This is a genomic window from Chitinibacter sp. SCUT-21 (genome assembly GCA_041874755.1).
In the GTDB taxonomy this organism is placed as follows: domain Bacteria; phylum Pseudomonadota; class Gammaproteobacteria; order Burkholderiales; family Chitinibacteraceae; genus Chitinibacter.
In genome coordinates, this window is sequence record CP102611.1 from 390736 (window position 1) to 410274 (window position 19539).

A 19539-nucleotide genomic window follows, 5' to 3' on the forward strand; every position below is an offset into this window, starting at 1 on the left:
GTATAGCTCTACAAGCCGATATTATTGCCAGTTAGCTGCTAACACTGGTTGCAGGGCCTCATGCTGTTGCTGGCTCAGATTAATCTGACCGGCTGCAGGCGGGTTAAAGCCCGCCATCGCAGAAACCAATGCATCAACTTGGCTATCCAGCAGCACCTTGCCATCGGCGGTTCTAATCTGCTCCATATGCTGACCTGCGTACCAGTTTTGAACCACAAATTTGTCATCTGTGCCAATGATGCTGATCTCTAAGCCAGTACCCAATTGACGGAACCAAAGTTGGTCACTATTGGCATCTTTAATCGTCAGAGTGTCATTACCAGACACGTCTTGGACTAAATCGGTACCATCGCCACGAGCAAAGAGATATTGATCATCGCCAGAACCACCATCGATGTAATCAGTCCCAGCACCACCAGCAAGAGTGTCATTTCCTTCTCCACCCCATAACTGGTCTTGTTCCGCACCACCGAACAGCTTATCGTTGCCCGTGCCTCCCCAGAGATAGTCGTAACCATCGCCACCATCAATCACATCATTCCCAGCATCACCAAACAACTGGTCGGTATCCGCACCACCAGAAATTTGATCATCGCCATCTCCGCCCATCAGCATGTCAAAACCAGCTTTGCCGGAGATGATGTCATTACCAGCGCCGCCATTGATATAGTCTGCAGAACTATATCCCGTGCGGATATCGTTACCAGCAGTACCTTCAAGTAGCTTGGCTTTGATATCTGCATCAGACCAGTAAAAACCATCGCTTCCTTGGAGCCGTGAAATCGCAGGTCTAGACTCTAGGGCATCATCAAAATAATTCTGAATGGTCAAAGAGTCTGTAGATCCTTTCAAGCCAAAGATCAGGTCATTACCATCGCGCTTCAGCTCAGAATTTGCCAAGGCTGTTGTTAACTCTATGCGATTATTGCCTTCTGATTCATTAGCTTTAAATGGGGTAATAACATCTTTTCCGCTCCCAAAGCCAAAACGATAAATGTCATCGCCCTGGCCACCATTTAGGAAGTCGTTACCCGCTCCACCGTCCAAAACGTCATTACCATCACCAGCAATCAAAATGTCATCACCGACACCGCCAAGCAGCTGATCGTTTCCTTGACCACCCAACAACTGATCATTGCCTGCATTGCCCGTTAGAATGTCGTTCCCATTACCACCAAAAGCTACGTCATTTCCAGCTCCGCCCGACCATGAGCCATTGACACGAGCAAAGCCAAACAAGTTACTTACGTGCTTGGCGGCATCTGCAAATGCCGGATCGTTTAGGTATCCGCCCAACAGACTTAGCCCATCGAAACCAATTGATTGAAGGCTAGAACCTGCATACTTATTCAACTCAGCAAGGTCAGTGAGTGCTTTCTTTGGATTCGTTGCGGCAACTGCCTCAATTTTCTCAGCGACACCCGAAGTATCGAATGACAAACCATTGACACTAATCTTCAAATCTAGCTCATCTAGATAAGGCTTCAGCCGCGTCTGCAAGACTAAACCATCATAGACAGATTGACGTAATGCTTCATATGATTGATTTAAAAAATTAACTTGGTCTTGGCTGTAATTAATAACCAATGTCGGCTTCGAACCAATTGAAATTGCACCGTCACCTGTAGAAGCATCATTCGAATTAGCAACAATGTTCAGACCATTGACTGCAGAGAAGCCTGATTGCTGCTGCTCTGGTAGTACAAAGAAGTGACGACCATTAAACGCCTCAAGGATGTGCATTTTTTGATCCCACTGACGGATTGTGTTTTTGTATTCATCAGTCAACAAGCGATTTTCTAGATCCGGCACATACTGACCAACACCAACTCCCGATCCAGAGCTTGTTCCAGCAATGAAATCAGGGCCTTTGAATTGACGAGTGATGTTGCCAAACCCATCGTAGCGGATCATGAATTTGCCACCCGCGCGAGTATCCAGTGATTTGGCCATCCCTGAAGTATCAGCCCAGGCTGCAAGCATCTTATCTATAAGGGATAACTGGCTTTCACGAGTGTCTGCAGCTGTATATTCCAAGAGTACAGCCTTAAGAGGATCGGACGCTCCCGCTGCCTCGCGTAAATCACGGACTTTGCCAGATCCATTGATGTTCACTAGCAATAATTCTTGGCGATCTAAATCTACGTAATCGGTAAATTTACGATGGAAGGTATCTTCGGCCAAATCTATGTCTGCCATCGAGCCAACTTCACCCATTGTTGCCGATTTACCATCATTACGGGTGTAAGTACCCAGATCGGCGATTCGATTACCATTATTTAATAGCTGGCTATTGGGATTTTTTTGAACATCGAATTCAATGATACCAGCTTGCTCCAACGTTTTGAGTTCACCGTCATCCGAAACCCCATTACTATTCACGTCTTGCCAAACACGTAGCTCTGCAAATCGCTCGTCAAGAGCATTCACCTTACCGTCTTTGTTGCTATCTAGATCGTTTAGGGCATCAAATCCATCTTTGGCTTTTTTACCATCAGACTTAATGGTTGAGTCGCCAAACAACTCTCCACCATTATCAATGGTTCCGTTCCCATTGCGATCTAAAACCAAAAACGCGTCATCAGGCTTGATCCACCCTGATTTGTTCTGAGTCCCATCACCATCATGATCGAAAAATACAGCAGATGGATCATTTGCACCTACAGTTTCCAAGCCATCTGAATCAAGATCCAAAGTCAGCGGGTCACGACGAAATTGCCACTGCTGAGCTCGATTAAAACCATTTGGCACGCCCTGCGGGTCAATATCAGGATATAACATGCCGTCAGAGCTTTTTGCGCCGCCACCTGGTTCAACCACAAGACGTCCTTCATCTAGTGCTTTTTTTATCGCTTCCGCAATTTCGTCATTGGTCGCACAATCCCCTAATTCATTCAGTACATTGCGTCCAACAGAGTTATTCCAAAGATCCATATCACCCTCGGAAATAGGCCCTCCACTAACTAGGCCCAAGACCTCCCAAAACTGCCCCATTGCTGCGGCCGGAAGAGACGTAATATCTCTTGCCAAAACGGCACTTGAATAGGCGTGTCGAAAAGCATCTCTTGCATCGTTATGACCCCCATCAGGGGCAATGTTATATCTATCAGCATATTCATATGCTTGATTGGTTAGCTTATCAACTGCACTAGTAATTTCGCTAAGTTTAATTGTATTTACTTCGCAAGAAGACATATATACCTCTTTAATTTGTTAAGATAAAATAAAAACCATCGCCAAAATAATCAACCCTTTTAATCTTTGCCGAGGATAATTTCAAGCATTTTTTACCTGGGGGCACATCTTTAATCTCTAAATATCGACGTCTAAAGCTAATCGTAATAAGTTCATTGCCTTGCAAAATCACTAATTTCGACTCGCCTTCTTCAGAATGCACGTTCTGCTCACGAAGGTATAAATTTAATTTATCAATTGCAGAATGGTATATGCCATCACCAAATAGTTTTTGGCTTGAAAATGCCTTATTTTGCGTTGAAATTTTCATCCCATAAGGTGGCAAAACACATACAATATCTGACTCGGCGCTACTTTTTTTTGGAAGAAGTCTGTTAATTTCTAGCCCACTGTTTTGCGCCTCGACGGATTTAATCAAAATGTCTTCTTGTTTACTAACTCCACCCATACAAGAATACAATCCAATAATAATTGATAAAATATAAAGCACCAAGATGACAATTTTTCTATTCATGCAATTCCACGAAGCACGCATTAAACCGTATAGCAATTTGGATAAAAACGTCTAACTTTTTGGCAGACCTGATTTTTACACAAGATTCGCCTAGTCCCCCATACCAACAAACGCCAATTCACTAGAGATATTGATTAGATAATTGTCGACACATGTGAATTAACCAATACAATTATTTATAGTTTATGACAAATGTACATTATTTCGATACTTAACGTTCCCGCACACTCTCTGATACATGTACTATTAACGGCGACAGGAAATATTCAATAATCCTGCGTTGTCCTGTTTTCACTTCAACGCTCACTGCCATACCCGGCGCTAAATTGACCCAGCGGCCATCGATATTCATTTTGGTTTGCTGAAGTTTGACCTTGGCCTGATACACCAGGCCGAGCTTTTCATCGGGGATGGCATCGAGGCTAACATTGCTCACTTGGCCGTCGAGCAGGCCGTATTTGGTGAAATTGAAGGTTTCGATTTTGACTGCGGCATGTTGGCCGACGTTGACAAAACCGATGTCTTTATTTGCGAGGATGGCTTGGGCTTCGAGCTGCTGGCCTTGCGGCACGATGACCATCAGCGCTTGCGCTGGCGTAACAACCCCGCCAACGGTGTGGATTGCAAGTTGCTGCACCACGCCATCGACCGGTGCGGTCAGTTGGGTTTGTTTTTGCAATTGCTGAGCTTTAATTACATCTTGCCCGAGCGCAGCTGCCCGCTCTTGTGCTTGAGCGAGCAGATCGTTTTGCACGCGACTAAATTCGGCTTTTAAGGCGGCGGCTTGTTGACTATTGGCCTGAATCCCGGCCGATAATTCAGCCAATTTACTGCGTTGACTGGCTAAATCCTGCTCCGCTTCAATGCGTGCCTGTTGTTTATCGAGTACGCCGTGCTTGGAAATAAAATTTTTATTGGCCAGATCATTAAAGTCGGCCTCGCGCTGGCGCACGATGGGTAAGGTTTGTTCGAGTTTTTTCACTTGCTCGACGGTGGCATTGCGTTCGGCCTGTTTGCGGGTAGTATCCGCGTCGACCGTCGCTAGTTTGGCCTGCAGCTCTTGCCAATTACTGAGCATTTCCTGTTGGGTAGCGGCACGCCGAACAGCCAAATTGGGGGCGCTTTTCAGCGCAGGATCGTCAAGCAACACCGGCACACGCGCTTGATTTAGACCTGTAATTAATGCCTGAGCTCGCAGAATATCAAGGCGCGCTTCAATCCAGGCATCAAGGTTTTTGTGACTTTCTGCGCCGGCCAATGTGCTATCGAGTTCGATCAACAATTGCCCAGCTTTGACTACCTGACCATCCCGAACATGAATCGCCTTTACCGTCCCCGCGTCCAATGACTGTACGGTTTTACTTTGATCGGAAACGATCAGTTTGCCGGGTGCGACTGCAACGACATCGATCTTACCGATACACGCCCAGAGTATTGCGATAACAATAAATCCCAATAAGGCCCACAAGGTAATACGTGCAGCAGGGTGCGGAGGTGCATCTTGTAGCTCTAGCGCAGCCGGCAAAAAAGCCAGCTCATCCGCCGAGCGTTGAGGCGGGGTAAGTTCGTGCCGAATTGACCAAACATTACTGAAAATTTGACGATACCTAGCAAAAAGATCGCCTAGAGACTGCAACAACATAAAGAATCATTAACAAATCTTAACAATAGGAACCGCAATTTAACGCAAACAAAAAACAACAGCAAGCACCTAGTAAGCAATTGAATTGGATTCATAAAGGAAAGAGAGGAAGATCACTGATAACTCGACTCTTCGGAAGGAATGTGGAAATACGAAAATCGATTCAGTGAAAATGGGGAGGATGATATTGACAATGAGTGGCGGCTTTGGCCGATGTGTCGATGCCGAGGGTGAGAAAATGAAAGGCCGCAAACCATCAGGTAGCGGCCTATATTATTTCGCGCTCATACCAAGGCTATTCGGCCAAAGCGGACTTTGATCTGTAATACACTGAGTGATTTCAAGATGCTCAAATCATGACCCCCAAGCCTGATTTAGCTTTGCTATTGCGGACGCTTCAATTCCTCATTTCATGCTGCATTAGTGTATACCCCCAACCCAAACCACCTTTTGGTCGCTGAATTGCCATCGATGTAGAAGCATCTAACTCAGGGCGAATGAGTATATTTCGTAACCATTGTCGATATGTATGATTGGCTAGCTGATGTAAGGTGGCGACCTTTCGGTCTAGATTGTGCATGATCTCGTTTTCACTTTGCACCGATGGCAAGTGCTGATATTTGAGTAGCGATGCCTGATCTTCAGCGCACCATTGGCGAATACTGGCAGCAGTGACCTCCAAATGCGATTGCAACGCCAAATGCGGGCCATGCGCAAAGCCTTTATTCATGCAGTAATGGCCAAATAACATCCGTTTTGCGCCACGTGGGATTTCAAACGTATCGAAATGCCAATGAAATATGTTGAGTTCGCGCTTAGCGCCCATCCAATACTGCGCCTCGGGAAACGTCGTAACCAATACCTTGCCCCAGCCGATATGCGGCACGCTATTGCGCCTGACTTTGGCCCCCAAAGCACGCGCTAACATTTGCCCGCCAAAGCAGTGCCCCAAAATCGGGCGATTTCTTTGCAGTGCATCTTGCAGCAATGCATCTTCGCGGCGAATCCAGCTAAAGCCATCATTGGCGCTGGCGTTCGACCCCAAAATCACGATGCCAGAAAATTCAGCGGCCCGGTTGGGCGGCGTGTCGCCCGCATCAATTGCAAAAATACGATACGGGATGTCATGCTGATCAAGAAAGGTTTGCAGATAGGCTGGGCCTTGCGTTGCTTCATGACGGCAAATAGCGATGGGTTTGGCTAGCGTATACATGGTGTTTTCCAAGCGTTGAACACCAGAGCAGCATAAGTTTACGTCTGCAAAAACACTGTAAAGAGTGTAATTGCCGGTATAAAAAAATAATCAATACATCGCGCTTTAACAAACCATCACGCTTACTCGCCGCTCTCGCTGCCATTTTTATACTTTCTTTACATCTCACCCGCCAATCTTTGCAGCAACTTTAGCCACAAATTTTTACAGTGCAATCCTACGCGGCTCGTTGGAGCTGATGCTTGGGAGCTTGTATGTCAGATGTAGTTTGGATTGGCTTGATCTTACTGTTAGCCATGGCGCTGTATGGCTTAGTACAAATCTGCGCAAAAACAGGAGGTCAATCATGAATTTAGTCGAATGGCTGGCGGCGTTTTTTGCGCTCGCTTTGCTGGTGTACTTGTTTTATGCCCTATTTAAACCGGAGCGTTTTTAAATGCTGAACGCAAATGCTGTATTACAGCTTGGCCTGTACTTGGCGGTGTTGCTGGTACTGGCTTGGCCACTGAGTCACTTAATTACCCGCGTGATGGCGGGGAATATTCCGTTTGGTTTGAAATTACTGCGCCCGCTTGAGCATGGTTTTTATCGTTTGGCTGGGGTTAAGCCCGAGGTAGCGCAAAAATGGCAGTCTTATGCGTTGGGATTACTGCTATTTAATATTCTGGGTCTGACCGCCGTGTATTTATTGCAGCGTACCCAAGGTATGTTACCGCTGAATCCACAAGCACTGCCGGGCGTGTCAGCAGATTCGGCACTCAATACGGCGATTTCCTTTGTGACCAATACCAATTGGCAAGGCTACGCCGGCGAAGCCACGATGAGCTATCTAACGCAGATGCTTGGTCTGGCGGTGCAAAACTTCTTATCGGCCGCTAGCGGGATTGCGGTAGCAATTGCGTTGATTCGCGGCTTTGCAAACAATACGCGCAACAGTGTGGCGACGATTGGCAATATCTGGGCGGATCTAACGCGGATTACCTTATATATCCTGACGCCCATTGCGCTAGTGATTGCACTGCTGTTGGCCGGCCAGGGCGTGATCCAAAACTTTAAGCCTTACCAAGAAGTGCGCACGGTTGAGGCGGTGAGCTATCAACAAGCCAAACTCGATGCGGCCGGCAATCCAATCAAAAATGTGGCCGGTGAAACCGTGATGGAAACCGTCACCCATCACAGCCAAGTGCTGGCAATGGGCCCCGTCGCGTCGCAAGAAGCGATCAAAATGCTGGGCACCAATGGCGGTGGTTTTTTCAACGCCAACTCGGCGCATCCCTTTGAAAACCCCACGCCGCTGTCTAACTTCATCCAAATGTTGGCGATCTTTTTGATCCCGGCTGCACTGTGCTTTACCTTCGGCAGCATGGTCGGCGACAAGCGCCAAGGTTGGACCATTTTAGCGGCCATGACGATCCTGTTTGTGCTGGCCTATGGTGTTTTGGTCAGTGCCGAGTTGGCCGGTAACCCTGCGTTTAGCAAGCTAGGTGTGGATGCAATTGCCAACCTTGAAGGCAAAGAAACGCGCTTTGGCATTATCGCCTCTAGCCTTTTTGCCACGATCACCACCGCTGCCTCCTGCGGCGCGGTCAATGCGATGCACGCGTCCTTCACCCCAATCGGCGGCATGGTGCCCACGCTATTGATGCAGCTGGGTGAAGTGGTGTTTGGCGGGGTTGGCTCAGGCCTTTATGGCATGTTGATGTTTGCCATTTTGGCAGTGTTTATTGCTGGGCTAATGGTCGGCCGCACGCCCGAATATCTTGGTAAAAAAATTGAATCGTTCGAGATGAAAATGATGGCGCTGGTGATCTTGGTCACGCCGCTGCTGGTGTTATTGGGAACGGCATTGGCGGTGAGTACCACTGCTGGTCGCGCCGGGATTTTTAACCCAGGCCCACATGGGTTTAGCGAAGTGCTGTATGCCTTCTCTAGCGCAGCCAATAACAACGGCTCGGCCTTTGCGGGTTTGTCGGCCAACACGCCGTTCTATAACACGCTGCTGGGTATTGCGATGTGGTTTGGCCGGTTTGGCATCATGATTCCGGTCTTGGCCTTGGCGGGTGCACTCGCCGCCAAGCCACGCTTGCCCGCAAATGCCGGCACCTTGCCAACGCATGGCCCTTTGTTTGTCACGCTACTGGTTGGCGCGGTGCTACTGGTTGGGGTGCTGAACTACATTCCAGCTTTGGCCTTAGGGCCGATTGTTGAGCAGTTGCAGATGCTCGCCCTCCATTGAGATGGCTTGCAGCTAATCAGAAAAAAGGCCGAGTATAGGTCTATAGGCCATATTTTATAAGCTCTACATCGCAATACCCTTTGCATAAAGGGTTAAGGATATGAATATGACAAAGCTCGCTTTGCTTGACCCACAACTGGTAAAACCAGCGATCTGGGCGGCGGTGACCAAACTATCTCCACGTGTGCAGTGGCAAAACCCAGTGATGTTTGTGGTTTACATCGGTGCCATTTTGGCCACGGTCTTGCTGGGCCAAGCGCTATTTGGCCAGGGGGAAGCCCCGCTGGGATTTATTGCGGCCATTAGCCTGTGGTTGTGGTTTACGCTGCTGTTTGCCAATTTTGCCGAGGCTTTGGCCGAAGGCCGTAGTAAGGCTCAGGCCGCTAGCCTGCGCAATACCAAGAAAAACGTGATGGCGTGGAAACTTAAATCGCCTTCGCATACCGCCGCGAAAGAGATCACCGACAGCGCCAGTTTGCGTAAAGGCGATTTTATTTTAGTCAAAGCCGGTGAGGTGATTCCAGCCGATGGCGAAGTGGTTGAAGGCGTGGCTTCGGTCGATGAATCGGCAATTACTGGCGAATCTGCGCCCGTGATCCGTGAAGGCGGCGGTGATTTTTCGGCCGTGACTGGCGGCACGCGGGTGTTGTCCGATTGGATCGTGGCGCGAGTAACAGCCAATCCAGGCGAGGCATTTCTAGATCGCATGATTGCAATGGTTGAAGGCGCAAAACGTCAGAAAACCCCGAATGAAATCGCGCTGACGATTTTATTGGTGGCGCTCACGATTGTGTTTTTGGTGGTCACCGTCACCTTGCTGCCATTTTCACAATTTAGCGTATCGGTCGGCGGCAGTGGTGAGCCGGTGAGTTTGACGGTCTTGATTGCATTGCTGGTGTGCTTGATTCCCACCACCATCGGTGGCTTATTGTCGGCAATTGGCGTGGCCGGGATGAGCCGGATGTTGGGCGCAAATGTCATCGCCACCTCGGGTCGTGCGGTTGAAGCGGCCGGTGACGTCGATGTTTTGCTGCTGGATAAAACCGGCACGATTACCTTGGGCAATCGCCAAGCGGTGAAATTTATCCCCGCGCCGGGAGTGACCGAGCAGCAGCTGGCCGATGCGGCGCAATTTGCGTCCTTGGCGGATGAAACGCCCGAGGGTCGCAGCGTGGTGGTGCTGGCCAAGCAGTTATTTAATTTGCGCGAGCGGGTATTGGATACCCACGCGGTTGAATTCATCGCCTTTACCGCGCAAACCAGAATGAGCGGGGTTAATTTCGATCAACGCGAAATTCGCAAAGGGGCCGTCGATGCGATTCGCCGCTATGTCAATGATGCCGGCGCTAGCTTTCCCGAGGCCGTCGCCAAAGCCGCTGATGAAGTTGCGCGCCGTGGCGCTACGCCGCTGCTGGTGTGCGAAAACCATAAAGTGCTTGGGGTGATCGAGCTGAAAGACATCGTCAAAGGTGGGATCAAAGAGCGCTTTGCCGAGCTGCGCGAAATGGGCATCAAAACGGTGATGATTACCGGCGACAATCCGCTGACCGCCGCTGCGATTGCTGCCGAAGCCGGTGTGGATGATTTCTTGGCCGAAGCCACGCCCGAAGCCAAATTGGCGCTGATTCGCCAGCATCAAGCCGAGGGCAAACTGGTTGCGATGACCGGTGATGGTACCAACGACGCCCCAGCATTGGCACAAGCCGATGTGGCCGTGGCGATGAATAGCGGTACCCAAGCGGCCAAAGAAGCCGGCAATATGGTCGATCTGGATTCCAACCCGACCAAGTTGATTGAGATCGTTGAAATCGGCAAGCAAATGCTGATGACGCGTGGCTCGCTAACGACGTTTTCTGTGGCCAACGACATCGCCAAATATTTTGCGATTATTCCCGCCGCGTTCGCGATGACCTATCCGCAGCTTAATGCATTGAATGTGATGGGGCTCAATTCACCTGCATCGGCGATTTTATCAGCGGTGATTTTCAACGCCATCATCATCGTGTTCCTGATTCCATTGGCCCTGAAAGGCGTCAGCTATCGCGCCCAAAGCGCCGCGCAATTGCTACGCAATAATATGCTGGTTTACGGCTTGGGTGGCCTAATCGTGCCGTTTGTGGGCATTAAGATCATTGATGTATTGCTTTGTGTACTAGGTATGGTATGACCTACAGCTCTATACCCCTTTTTGTGCTTTGCATCCGCTTCATCAAAGGATAAATATTATGTTGCAGCAACTTCGCCCCGCCGTGGTGATCTTTATCGCTCTAACGCTAGTCACTGGCGTGCTCTACCCATTGGCCGTTACCGGCTTGGCCAAAGTGTTTTTTGCTGAGCAAGCCGCAGGTAGTTTAATTGAGCAAAATGGCCAAGTGCTCGGCTCGAAATTGATTGGTCAGGCATTTAGTGGGCCAGATTATTTCTGGTCACGTCCGTCGGCCACCGGCCCAATGCCATATAACGGCGCGGGTTCATCAGGCTCCAATTTAGGCCCGACCAATCCAGCATTGCTCAATACCATAGCCGAGCGCGTTGAGGCGATCAAAGCAGCGCACCCCCAGCAAAGCGCCGCAGTGCCACTTGATTTAGTGACCACTTCAGCGAGCGGGCTCGATCCACATATCAGCCCAGCCGCTGCGGCTTATCAAATTGAACGCGTTGCGAGCGCAAGAAATTTACCGCTCTCGCAACTCACCCAGTTGGTCGCTGCACATACGCGTGGTGCACAATGGGGCATTCTGGGCGAGCCAGTGGTAAATGTATTGGAATTAAACTTGGCGCTTGATCGCATCGCGGCTACGAAGTAAAACCATCGCCGATGAATGATTGCACGGGGTACAACGGCACCGATCAATCGGATGTTTTACTGGCTAAGCCCCGTTTTACCCGTGCCTATTGCGGCACAGGAATGGATTTGTACGGATACCCACCATGAATGAAGCACAAAGACCCGACCCCGATGCCTTGATTGCGCAATTGCAGCGTGAGCAGCAAAAATCTCAGCGCGGGCGCCTCAAAATTTTTTTTGGCGCTTGCGCTGGGGTGGGTAAAACCTACGCGATGCTTGCGGCCGCGCATGCCCGCATTCGTGAAGGGGTTGAAGTGGTCGTTGGCGTGGTTGAAACGCATGGGCGCAGTGAAACACAGGCGCAGCTGGCTGGCTTGGAAATCTTGCCCGCCAAGCAAATCGAATATCGTGGCCGACTATTGCCCGAATTCGATTTGGAGCAAGCACTAGTGCGTCAGCCAGCACTGATTCTGATTGATGAATTTGCGCATTCAAATATCACCGGCAGCCGCCATACCAAACGCTGGCAAGACGTCGAGGAATTGCTCGCGGCGGGGATTGATGTTTACACCACATTGAATGTGCAGCACTTAGAAAGCCTGAACGACATCGTCGGGCAAATTACCGGCATTGTGGTGCGTGAAACTGTGCCAGATCGCATGTTTGATTTGGCCGATGAAGTCACTCTGGTTGATTTGCCACCCGAAGAATTATTAGATCGATTGGCCGCGGGTAAAGTGTATTTGGGTGAACAAGCGCATCGCGCGGCCCAACATTTTTTTCGCAAAGGCAATTTATTGGCGCTGCGCGAATTGGCACTGCGCCGCACAGCGGATCGCGTTGATGCGCAAATGCGCGAATACCGCGCCGATCAATCCATTCAGCCCGTGTGGCAAACTCGCGAACGCTTGATGGTTTGTGTCGGCCCTGGTGTCGATAGTGAAAAATTAATTCGCAGTGCTTCGCGTTTAGCGGGCAATTTACATGCCGATTGGCTGGCGATTTACGTTGAAACTCCAACATTACAGCGACAAAGCAAGCAGGCCCGCGAGCGTATTTTCGCCAATCTGCGTTTGGCGCAGGAATTGGGCGCTGAAACTTCGGTTTTGGCGGGCGCGGATTTACCGCTGACCTTGCTGGCCTACGCACGCAGTCGCAATGTGTCCAAATTGGTTGTTGGAAAATCACTGCGGGGTCGGCTTTCGCGTTTGTGGCGTATCCCCTTGTCGGAGCAATTGGCACTCCAAGCCCAAGATGTGGATGTGTATGTCGTGGCACACGAGCAAAATCAACCGCATGCGGCACATACCAAGCCACCCAATCTGCTATTTAATGTGAGTAATCATGCTACGCAGTGGCGTAATTATGCTATTGCGATTGGTGCTTGCACGCTGACGACGCTGCTGGCCGCAGCTTTGCTCAATGTGTTTGATTTGGCCAATGTCGTGATCGTATTTTTGCTGACCGTGGTGTTGGTCGCGATCCGATATGGCCGTGGGCCGGGTGTACTCGCCTCTTTCCTTAGCGTATTGTCGTTTGACTTCTTTTTCGTTCACCCAAAGTTGTCGCTCACGGTCGCAGATACACAGTATGTTTTTACCTTTGTACTGATGCTCAGCGTCGCGCTGATTATCAGCCAGCTCGCGGCGCGATTAAGGTTTGAAGCCCAAGTGGCCACCTACCGCGAGCGCCGCACCCGCGCTTTGTATGAATTAGGCCGCGAATTGGCAGGTGCATTAACGGCGGCGAGCGTGGTTGAGATGGGCGTGCGGCGTTTGGCCGAGTTATTTGATGCACAGTTGCTGATTTTATTGCCTGACGCGCACGATCAATTACAGCCAGCAGGTGATATGGCAGGATTTGAAATCGGTTTGGCGCAATGGGTTTTTGATCACAACGAAATGGCAGGCCGTGGAACACATACCTTGCCCGCTTCCAAAGCGCTGTATTTACCGCTGAAAGCGCCAATGCGTTTGCGTGGCGTGATGGCGCTGATTCCGACCGATGATGCAGTGATAGGAAGCCCAGAACAACAGCGGCTATTAGAGACGTGTGCCAGCCAAATCGCGCTATCACTAGAGCGTGTGCACTACGTTGAAGTGGCGCAAGATGCGATTGTGGCGATGGAAAGTGAGCGGCTGCGCAATAGCGTGCTATCCACCGTTTCACATGATTTGCGCACCCCGCTGACCAGCTTAATCGGCATGATTAGCCTGCTGCAATCAGGTCGCCTCGATAGCGCCGAGCAAAGTCATACTTTAGACGCGCTTAATCATGAAGTGCTGCGAATGAATAGCCTAGTGGTGAATTTGCTGGATATGGCCAAATTGCAATCGGGCGTAAAACTAAAAATGGAATGGCAGGTACTCGAGGAAGTCGTTGGCAGCGCGGCCAGGGCCTGTAGTGCTACCTTGGCCCTGCATCATTTACGGGTCAACTTAGCGCCCGATTTACCACTATTGGAATACGATGCAGTATTGATCGAGCGGGTCTTGGTCAATTTGCTGGAAAATGCAGCCAAATACACGCCCAGTGCCAGCACCATTGAATTAAGCGCCAGTGTTGAAGATCAGTCGGTATTGATTCGCGTCAGCGATAATGGTGCGGGTTTACCTGCTGGTGCGGCGGAGCGTTTATTTGATAAATTCACCCGGGGTAGCAGCGAAACTTCAACGCCGGGCGTGGGTTTGGGCCTTGCAATTTGTCGCGCGATTGTTGCGGCACATGGCGGAACAATCGCCGCTAAAAACTTAAACCCACACGGGGCTGAATTTAGCTTTACCTTGCCGCTGGGCAATCCACCGACTTTAAATCGTGAGCTTGAATGAACGAAATTCCAACGACGCTAGTCCTGATCGAAGATGAGGCCCCGATTCGCCGATTTTTGAAAACCACGCTTGAGCACGCCGGTATGGTGGTGTTTGAGGCCGAAACCGGTCAGCGTGGACTGATCACGATCGCTAGCCGTAAACCTGATTTGGTGATTTTGGATTTAGGCCTACCTGATATCGATGGGATCGACGTCATCCGTCAATTGCGTGATTGGAGCGATTTACCGATTTTGGTGTTATCGGCCAGAGAGCAAGAAGACATTAAAGTCACAGCACTGGATGCCGGGGCGGATGATTACCTGACCAAACCGTTTGGCGTTGACGAATGTCTGGCCCGCATTCGGGTACTGCTGCGCCGCCATGCGGGCCATAGCGCACGTAACGAGCAAACCTTTAGTTTTGGCGATGTGCGCGTCGATTTAGTGCAACGTCAGGTTGTTAAAGCCGAACAATCCGTGCATTTAACCCCCATCGAATATCGCTTGCTGGCCACGCTGATTCGCCATGCTGGCAAAGTAATGACACAGCGCGAATTGCTGCGCGAAGTTTGGGGCCCCAATCACAGTGAATCCAGTCAGTATTTGCGCGTCTACATGGGGCATTTACGCCAAAAACTCGAAAATGATCCGGCCTTGCCCCGATTTTTAATTACAGAAACGGGTGTTGGTTATCGGCTAGTCCAGTAGTTTGGTCGCGTCGCTTTTCGCTAATCTAAAAGTGCTTTGATTAATAAAAAATGGTAGCAAAAGCCAGATGCTTCTGCTTTGGCCGATGAGTTGAAGTCGAGGTTTCAACAACGAAAGGCTGCAACCTAATGGTTTGCGGCCTTTCGTATTCAGTGCTGATTCTTGTGTTGCTCGACCAAAACCGACTATGACACCAGGGGCGTTTTACTCGTCGGTTCTAACTTCCTGCACATCAACGCAAAAGCCATATTTTCTATATAAATCAATGGTTTTCACTACAAACCTCTCATGTACATTTTTATAGTGAAAGTCTTTGATTTATATGAATTTTCCTCGGTTTTCTGCAGACATTCTGGCTCAGCGGAATGTGGATCTTTCCGCATGCAGTTATGCAGCTCATGTACATCTGCGAATTTCTGCCGCCAATTACGCTTTGGCCTCAGGTCATACACAGAGCAATCTTTACCGAGCCCCAAACAGGGCAACAGCAATGCTGAAAATCTAAAAATATCTAGCGGTTTTAGATATATCTAAATTCACTAGATATTTTTAGATATGTGAGTGCTGCACAGATTTTGCATTGTGCCTGCATCGTTAATCAGCGCCATCAGACCGCTGCTTACTAATCAACAACGAGCCATCTTCATTCTGTTCAATGTTGAGCATATCGCCTTCATTCCAATCCACCTGAGCGATAAATTCATCAGGAAAGATCAAAAGAGCATCTTCGGTGCCTTCTGGATCTGGTTGCAACGTAACGATCCAAGTTGATTTTTTCATTTGGATTTTCCTTGGGCTAGTTTTTTACCAAGTGGAATTTTTGACCATTTTTTCATCATCATCTAGTCCTGAGGCTCGTTGACGGACTTTGCTGTGCACTTGGCTAATTGAATCGGCGAGATTGGTTGTGCAGGTAAAAATGCATCCAGATGATCAAGCAAATCGAAAGTACTGTGTTGCTACAAATGCGGTGGCGAATCACACCAATATTTAGCGTTAATGCATTATTTGGCTCTTGGAATATCTGTCCACCTCGTGGTCCAAAACGGCGACAGACTATTTTGCTTCATTTTCCAAGCGTGATTTACACCTACACTAGCTAAACAGATACTGCCACGGCCCCATCGTCTATTAATCTCATCCATGGTGGCATTGAGCTCCGCTCGTTTGATTGGATCGGCGGTTTGTAGAAAAAGATGTCCTTGGATTGCGGTATTGGGTTGCAGATCGCTCAGCATCACGCCCGCTTTAGCATAGCTAAAGCCGGGTTGGTAGATGCGAGCTAGCATCCATAAAGCCACTTGGGTCAGTTTCAACGTGTCGTCAGTGGCTTGCGACAAAGGTAGCATGACATGCCGACTGTATTGTGGGTCTTTCGGTCGAAATGGATTGGTGCGAATAAAGATGCTGAGGCTGGCTGCGACTGATTTTTGCAATCGCAGTTTTTCAGCCGCACGCGCGATATAGGTGCTGATGGCTTCGGCCAATTGTTGTTCGGTGTAGATCGGTTGACCAAACGAGCGTGAGCACAAGATCTGCTGTTTATCTGGCTGCATTTCTTCAATCTGAATGCAGGGGTGGCCATTGAGCTCTTCAACCGTGCGTTGCAACACCACGCTATAGCGCGCACGAATTTGCTCTGAATTGGCTTGGGCTAAATCAGCCGCACTGTAGATCCCTTGCTGATTGAGTCGTTGCGAGATTTTACGCCCCACACCCCAAACATCACCGACTTCGATCTCACGCATAATTTGTAATTGCTGCGCAGGGCTGAACTTGGCCCATTCGCACACACCAGCGAAGCCCGTGCGTTTTTTTGCGATGTGGTTGGCCAGTTTGGCGAGCGTTTTGGTCGGCGCAATGCCGACACAGACGGGTAAACCCGTCCATTGCATCACGGTTTGTTTGATCGATTGCCCTAGCTCAGTGTGATCGCCGCCGATGCCATTTAGGCCTAAGAAGCATTCATCAATCGAATACACTTCCTGGTGCGGGCTGAACATGCCGAGCACCCGCATTACGCGATTGCTCATATCGGCATACAAGGCATAGTTGCTGCTGTAGGCGATCAAACCGGTTTCTTGGGCAAATTCACGCAGTTGATGCCAAGGCGCTCCCATTTTAACGCCGAGTGCTTTGGCTTCAGCCGAGCGCGAAATCACACAGCCATCGTTATTCGACAGCACAACCATCGGCTTGCCTTCTAGCTTGGGCTCGAACACCCGTTGGCAACTCACGTAGAAGTTGTTTACATCAATCAGCGCAATCATTTAGGGCGCACAATCCATGCAATCACCACGCCCCAGATTGACAGCTCTTGCTCATCACCGAGCACAATCGGCGGGTAGTCAGGATTCTCGGCCACCAAAGCTAAATGCTTGCCGCGCTGGAACAGTCGTTTCACGGTAAAGTCGCCATCAATCGCCGCCACCACAATGTCATTGTGTTTAGCTTGAACCGCCCGATCCACCACCAAGGTTGCACCATCGGGGATGGTGCGCTCTGAAAGGTGACTGACCATACTGTCGCCCGACACGGTAAAGTAAAACGTCGCCTCTGGATGGCTAATCAAGTGCTGGTTGAGATCGACCCGATCTTCAACCCAATCTGCCGCTGGAGAGGGAAACCCAGCGGGCACTGATTCACCGATCCACGGCAGGTAATGCGCCATTGGATTGGGGTCTGCTGGAAATGGCCCCTGCAAAAAACTCGACATCGCAGTATCCTTATCTGAACTGGAACCAGACCATTATAGAACGTTCGTTCTCTTTTTGCGATGTGTGTTAATTATTTATCCATCCCAAAGCAAACTCTGTTGACTCGCTTTGAAGCCGCGCCACCCGATGAGGACTGGCCTGCTGAAGTGTGGCAAGACTACAAGGCGCCAATCTTGGTTGCGGGTGATATGGCACGCCAAGCCATTGTTGCTAATTATGGTTTCTTGCCACAGCACAAACTCCCACAGGGAACGCGCTACAGCACGATGAATGCGCGGGCCGAAACGATAGGCGAATTGAAAAGCTATCGCGGAGCATGGCGCAGCAGCCAACTGTGCCTTGTACCGATGCTGGGTTTTTTCGAGCCCTGCTACGAGTCGGGCAAAGCAGTACGCCATCAAATCAGCCTCGCCAGCGGTGAACCCTTTGCGGTGGCTGGCATTTGGCGCTCGTGGGAAGAAGGAAACGGCCAATTGAGTTATTCGTTCACGCAAATCACGATTAACGCTGACGAGCATCCGCTAATGAAACGCATGCATAAACCTAACGATGAAAAACGGGGCTTGGTCATCATTCCCGAGCGTGACTACGATGCGTGGCTGGATTGTACAAATCCAGAGCTAGCGCGTGCTTTTCTCAAGCACCTACCTGCGGAACAAATGCAAACGACCGAAAAACCGATTCAACGCACACGCCCCGCCACTGGCCATTTATTCGAAGTCGATCAATAGGACCACTTCGCAGTTTGGCAACTTCTATCCTCTGTTAAACGCGACTAGCCGAACAAGGCTTCCCTCTGGTATTTTTGCTCTTATCAAACGCTGCATACACGATGCTGCCCCATAAGGAATTGAAATGATGCAAGGCGTACGCCTGATTGCCTGTGACCTGGATGGCACACTGCTCGATGAAGCCAAGCGGTTACCTGCCGATTTTCCCGAGCTTGTTAAGCGCCTTCATACACATGGCATAGTGTTCTGCCCTGCCAGTGGCCGACAGTACCACACGATCCGTGAACAGTTCGCAGGGATTAGCAGTGGAATTCCAGTGATTGCAGAAAACGGTTCGTATGTCGTTCTGGATGGAAAAGAACTTTATTCGGTTTGTCTCGATGCGGAATCGGTACGCTCGATCTTGGCTGCCACGGGAGCGCTTCAGCGGCAAAAAGCCGATTTTGGTGTCGTACTGTGTGGCAAACGTGCTGCCTATATCGTGCGCCATGATGAGGCTTTCGTCGAGCAGGTGACCCCCTATTATCTAAGTCTTGAACTCGTTGAGAGCTTCGATGCTATCGATGACGAAATCCTGAAAGTCGCCATCTATGACTTCGAGTCGTCTGAGCACAACGTCTACCCGCATATGCGACAGTTTTCAGAGTCGCTGCAGGTCGTCGTATCGGGCAGTAACTGGCTCGACATTATGGCCGCCGGCGTTAATAAGGGTACGGGATTGCTCGCGTTGCAGAATGCACTTACGGTCAGCCGTAGCGAAACAGCTGCATTTGGCGACTACCTAAACGATCTCGAAATGCTCGACGGCGCCGAGCACTCGTACGCAATGGCTAACGCCCACCCACAATTACTCGCGCGTGCCAAGTACATCGCCAACGCAAACACGGAGAATGGCGTCGTGCGTGCTATCGAGGCGATGCTGGCAGTTATTTAGCTATGTGTTTTAGGGTGAAAAGTGTAGCCACCTAAGCTGGTGTAAATGACGA

At 49.8% G+C, this 19539-nt stretch carries 14 protein-coding genes and 1 pseudogene; 8 read left to right on the forward strand and 7 right to left on the reverse strand.

Annotated features, from left to right (window positions below; translation table 11 throughout):
• Positions 1 to 21 precede the first annotated feature (21 nt).
• From NT239_01750 to NT239_01765, 4 genes and pseudogenes are all read right to left on the reverse strand, one after another.
• Positions 22 to 1206, reverse strand: a pseudogene (locus NT239_01750) (hypothetical protein).
• Positions 1207 to 3205: 1999 nt separating this feature from the next.
• A complete protein-coding gene (locus NT239_01755; protein XGA71589.1) occupies positions 3206 to 3709 on the reverse strand; it encodes a hypothetical protein in 504 nt (167 codons plus the stop codon).
• 211 nt (positions 3710 to 3920) lie between these two features.
• Positions 3921 to 5351, reverse strand: coding sequence for an HlyD family type I secretion periplasmic adaptor subunit (locus tag NT239_01760; GenBank protein XGA71590.1), 1431 nt, complete (start codon positions 5349 to 5351; stop codon positions 3921 to 3923).
• Between the two features lie 397 nt (positions 5352 to 5748).
• Positions 5749 to 6564, reverse strand: a complete 816-nt coding sequence (locus NT239_01765; protein ID XGA71591.1) for a type 1 glutamine amidotransferase — start codon at positions 6562 to 6564, stop codon at positions 5749 to 5751.
• A 346-nt stretch (positions 6565 to 6910) separates the two neighbouring features.
• Between NT239_01765 and kdpF the strand changes: the two genes are divergently transcribed.
• The 6 genes from kdpF to kdpE all read left to right on the forward strand — a co-directional run bounded on the left by kdpF (position 6911) and on the right by kdpE (position 15105).
• Complete coding sequence (gene kdpF, locus NT239_01770) at positions 6911 to 7000, forward strand: K(+)-transporting ATPase subunit F (GenBank protein XGA71592.1); 90 nt, start codon at positions 6911 to 6913, stop codon at positions 6998 to 7000.
• A gap of 3 nt (positions 7001 to 7003) precedes the next feature.
• A complete protein-coding gene (gene kdpA / locus NT239_01775) occupies positions 7004 to 8800 on the forward strand; it encodes a potassium-transporting ATPase subunit KdpA (GenBank protein ID XGA72842.1) in 1797 nt (598 codons plus the stop codon).
• 106 nt (positions 8801 to 8906) lie between these two features.
• Positions 8907 to 10967: a potassium-transporting ATPase subunit KdpB gene (gene kdpB / locus NT239_01780; protein ID XGA71593.1), complete on the forward strand. Its 2061-nt coding sequence runs from the start codon at positions 8907 to 8909 to the stop codon at positions 10965 to 10967.
• Positions 10968 to 11028: 61 nt separating this feature from the next.
• Positions 11029 to 11607, forward strand: a complete 579-nt coding sequence (kdpC, locus tag NT239_01785; GenBank protein ID XGA72843.1) for a potassium-transporting ATPase subunit KdpC — start codon at positions 11029 to 11031, stop codon at positions 11605 to 11607.
• A 124-nt stretch (positions 11608 to 11731) separates the two neighbouring features.
• Entirely contained in the window at positions 11732 to 14416 is a 2685-nt protein-coding gene (locus NT239_01790) for a sensor histidine kinase KdpD (GenBank protein XGA71594.1), read from the forward strand.
• Positions 14413 to 15105 carry a two-component system response regulator KdpE gene (gene kdpE / locus NT239_01795; GenBank protein ID XGA71595.1) on the forward strand — a complete coding sequence of 231 codons (693 nt, stop codon included), beginning with the start codon at positions 14413 to 14415 and terminating at the stop codon, positions 15103 to 15105. The genes NT239_01790 and kdpE overlap by 4 nt, the downstream gene beginning before the upstream one ends.
• 594 nt (positions 15106 to 15699) lie before the next feature.
• Here the strand turns inward: kdpE and NT239_01800 are convergent.
• The 3 genes from NT239_01800 to umuD form a co-directional block, all read right to left on the reverse strand.
• Positions 15700 to 15885: a hypothetical protein gene (locus tag NT239_01800; GenBank protein XGA71596.1), complete on the reverse strand. Its 186-nt coding sequence runs from the start codon at positions 15883 to 15885 to the stop codon at positions 15700 to 15702.
• 224 nt (positions 15886 to 16109) lie between these two features.
• The gene (locus NT239_01805) at positions 16110 to 17375 is read right to left on the reverse strand and encodes a Y-family DNA polymerase (GenBank protein XGA71597.1); all 1266 of its coding nucleotides are present in this window, start codon (positions 17373 to 17375) and stop codon (positions 16110 to 16112) included.
• Positions 17372 to 17821: a translesion error-prone DNA polymerase V autoproteolytic subunit gene (gene umuD / locus NT239_01810; GenBank protein XGA71598.1), complete on the reverse strand. Its 450-nt coding sequence runs from the start codon at positions 17819 to 17821 to the stop codon at positions 17372 to 17374. The genes NT239_01805 and umuD overlap by 4 nt, the downstream gene beginning before the upstream one ends.
• A 99-nt stretch (positions 17822 to 17920) precedes the next feature.
• Here umuD and NT239_01815 point away from each other — a divergent pair, with 99 nt between their 5' ends.
• Together NT239_01815 and NT239_01820 are read left to right on the forward strand one after the other, a co-directional pair.
• Positions 17921 to 18553, forward strand: coding sequence for an SOS response-associated peptidase family protein (locus NT239_01815; GenBank protein XGA71599.1), 633 nt, complete (start codon positions 17921 to 17923; stop codon positions 18551 to 18553).
• A gap of 124 nt (positions 18554 to 18677) precedes the next feature.
• Positions 18678 to 19487, forward strand: a complete 810-nt coding sequence (locus NT239_01820) for an HAD family hydrolase (GenBank protein ID XGA71600.1) — start codon at positions 18678 to 18680, stop codon at positions 19485 to 19487.
• Positions 19488 to 19539 lie beyond the last annotated feature (52 nt).

Coding starts and splice junctions, on each gene's coding strand:
- NT239_01755 (XGA71589.1), bottom strand. CDS start 3,709: ATGAATAGAAAAATTGTCATCTTGGTGCTTTATATTTTATCAATTATT.
- NT239_01760 (XGA71590.1), bottom strand. CDS start 5,351: ATGTTGTTGCAGTCTCTAGGCGATCTTTTTGCTAGGTATCGTCAAATT.
- NT239_01765 (XGA71591.1), bottom strand. CDS start 6,564: ATGTATACGCTAGCCAAACCCATCGCTATTTGCCGTCATGAAGCAACG.
- kdpF (XGA71592.1), top strand. CDS start 6,911: ATGAATTTAGTCGAATGGCTGGCGGCGTTTTTTGCGCTCGCTTTGCTG.
- kdpB (XGA71593.1), top strand. CDS start 8,907: ATGACAAAGCTCGCTTTGCTTGACCCACAACTGGTAAAACCAGCGATC.
- NT239_01790 (XGA71594.1), top strand. CDS start 11,732: ATGAATGAAGCACAAAGACCCGACCCCGATGCCTTGATTGCGCAATTG.
- kdpE (XGA71595.1), top strand. CDS start 14,413: ATGAACGAAATTCCAACGACGCTAGTCCTGATCGAAGATGAGGCCCCG.
- NT239_01800 (XGA71596.1), bottom strand. CDS start 15,885: ATGAAAAAATCAACTTGGATCGTTACGTTGCAACCAGATCCAGAAGGC.
- NT239_01805 (XGA71597.1), bottom strand. CDS start 17,375: ATGATTGCGCTGATTGATGTAAACAACTTCTACGTGAGTTGCCAACGG.
- umuD (XGA71598.1), bottom strand. CDS start 17,821: ATGTCGAGTTTTTTGCAGGGGCCATTTCCAGCAGACCCCAATCCAATG.
- NT239_01820 (XGA71600.1), top strand. CDS start 18,678: ATGATGCAAGGCGTACGCCTGATTGCCTGTGACCTGGATGGCACACTG.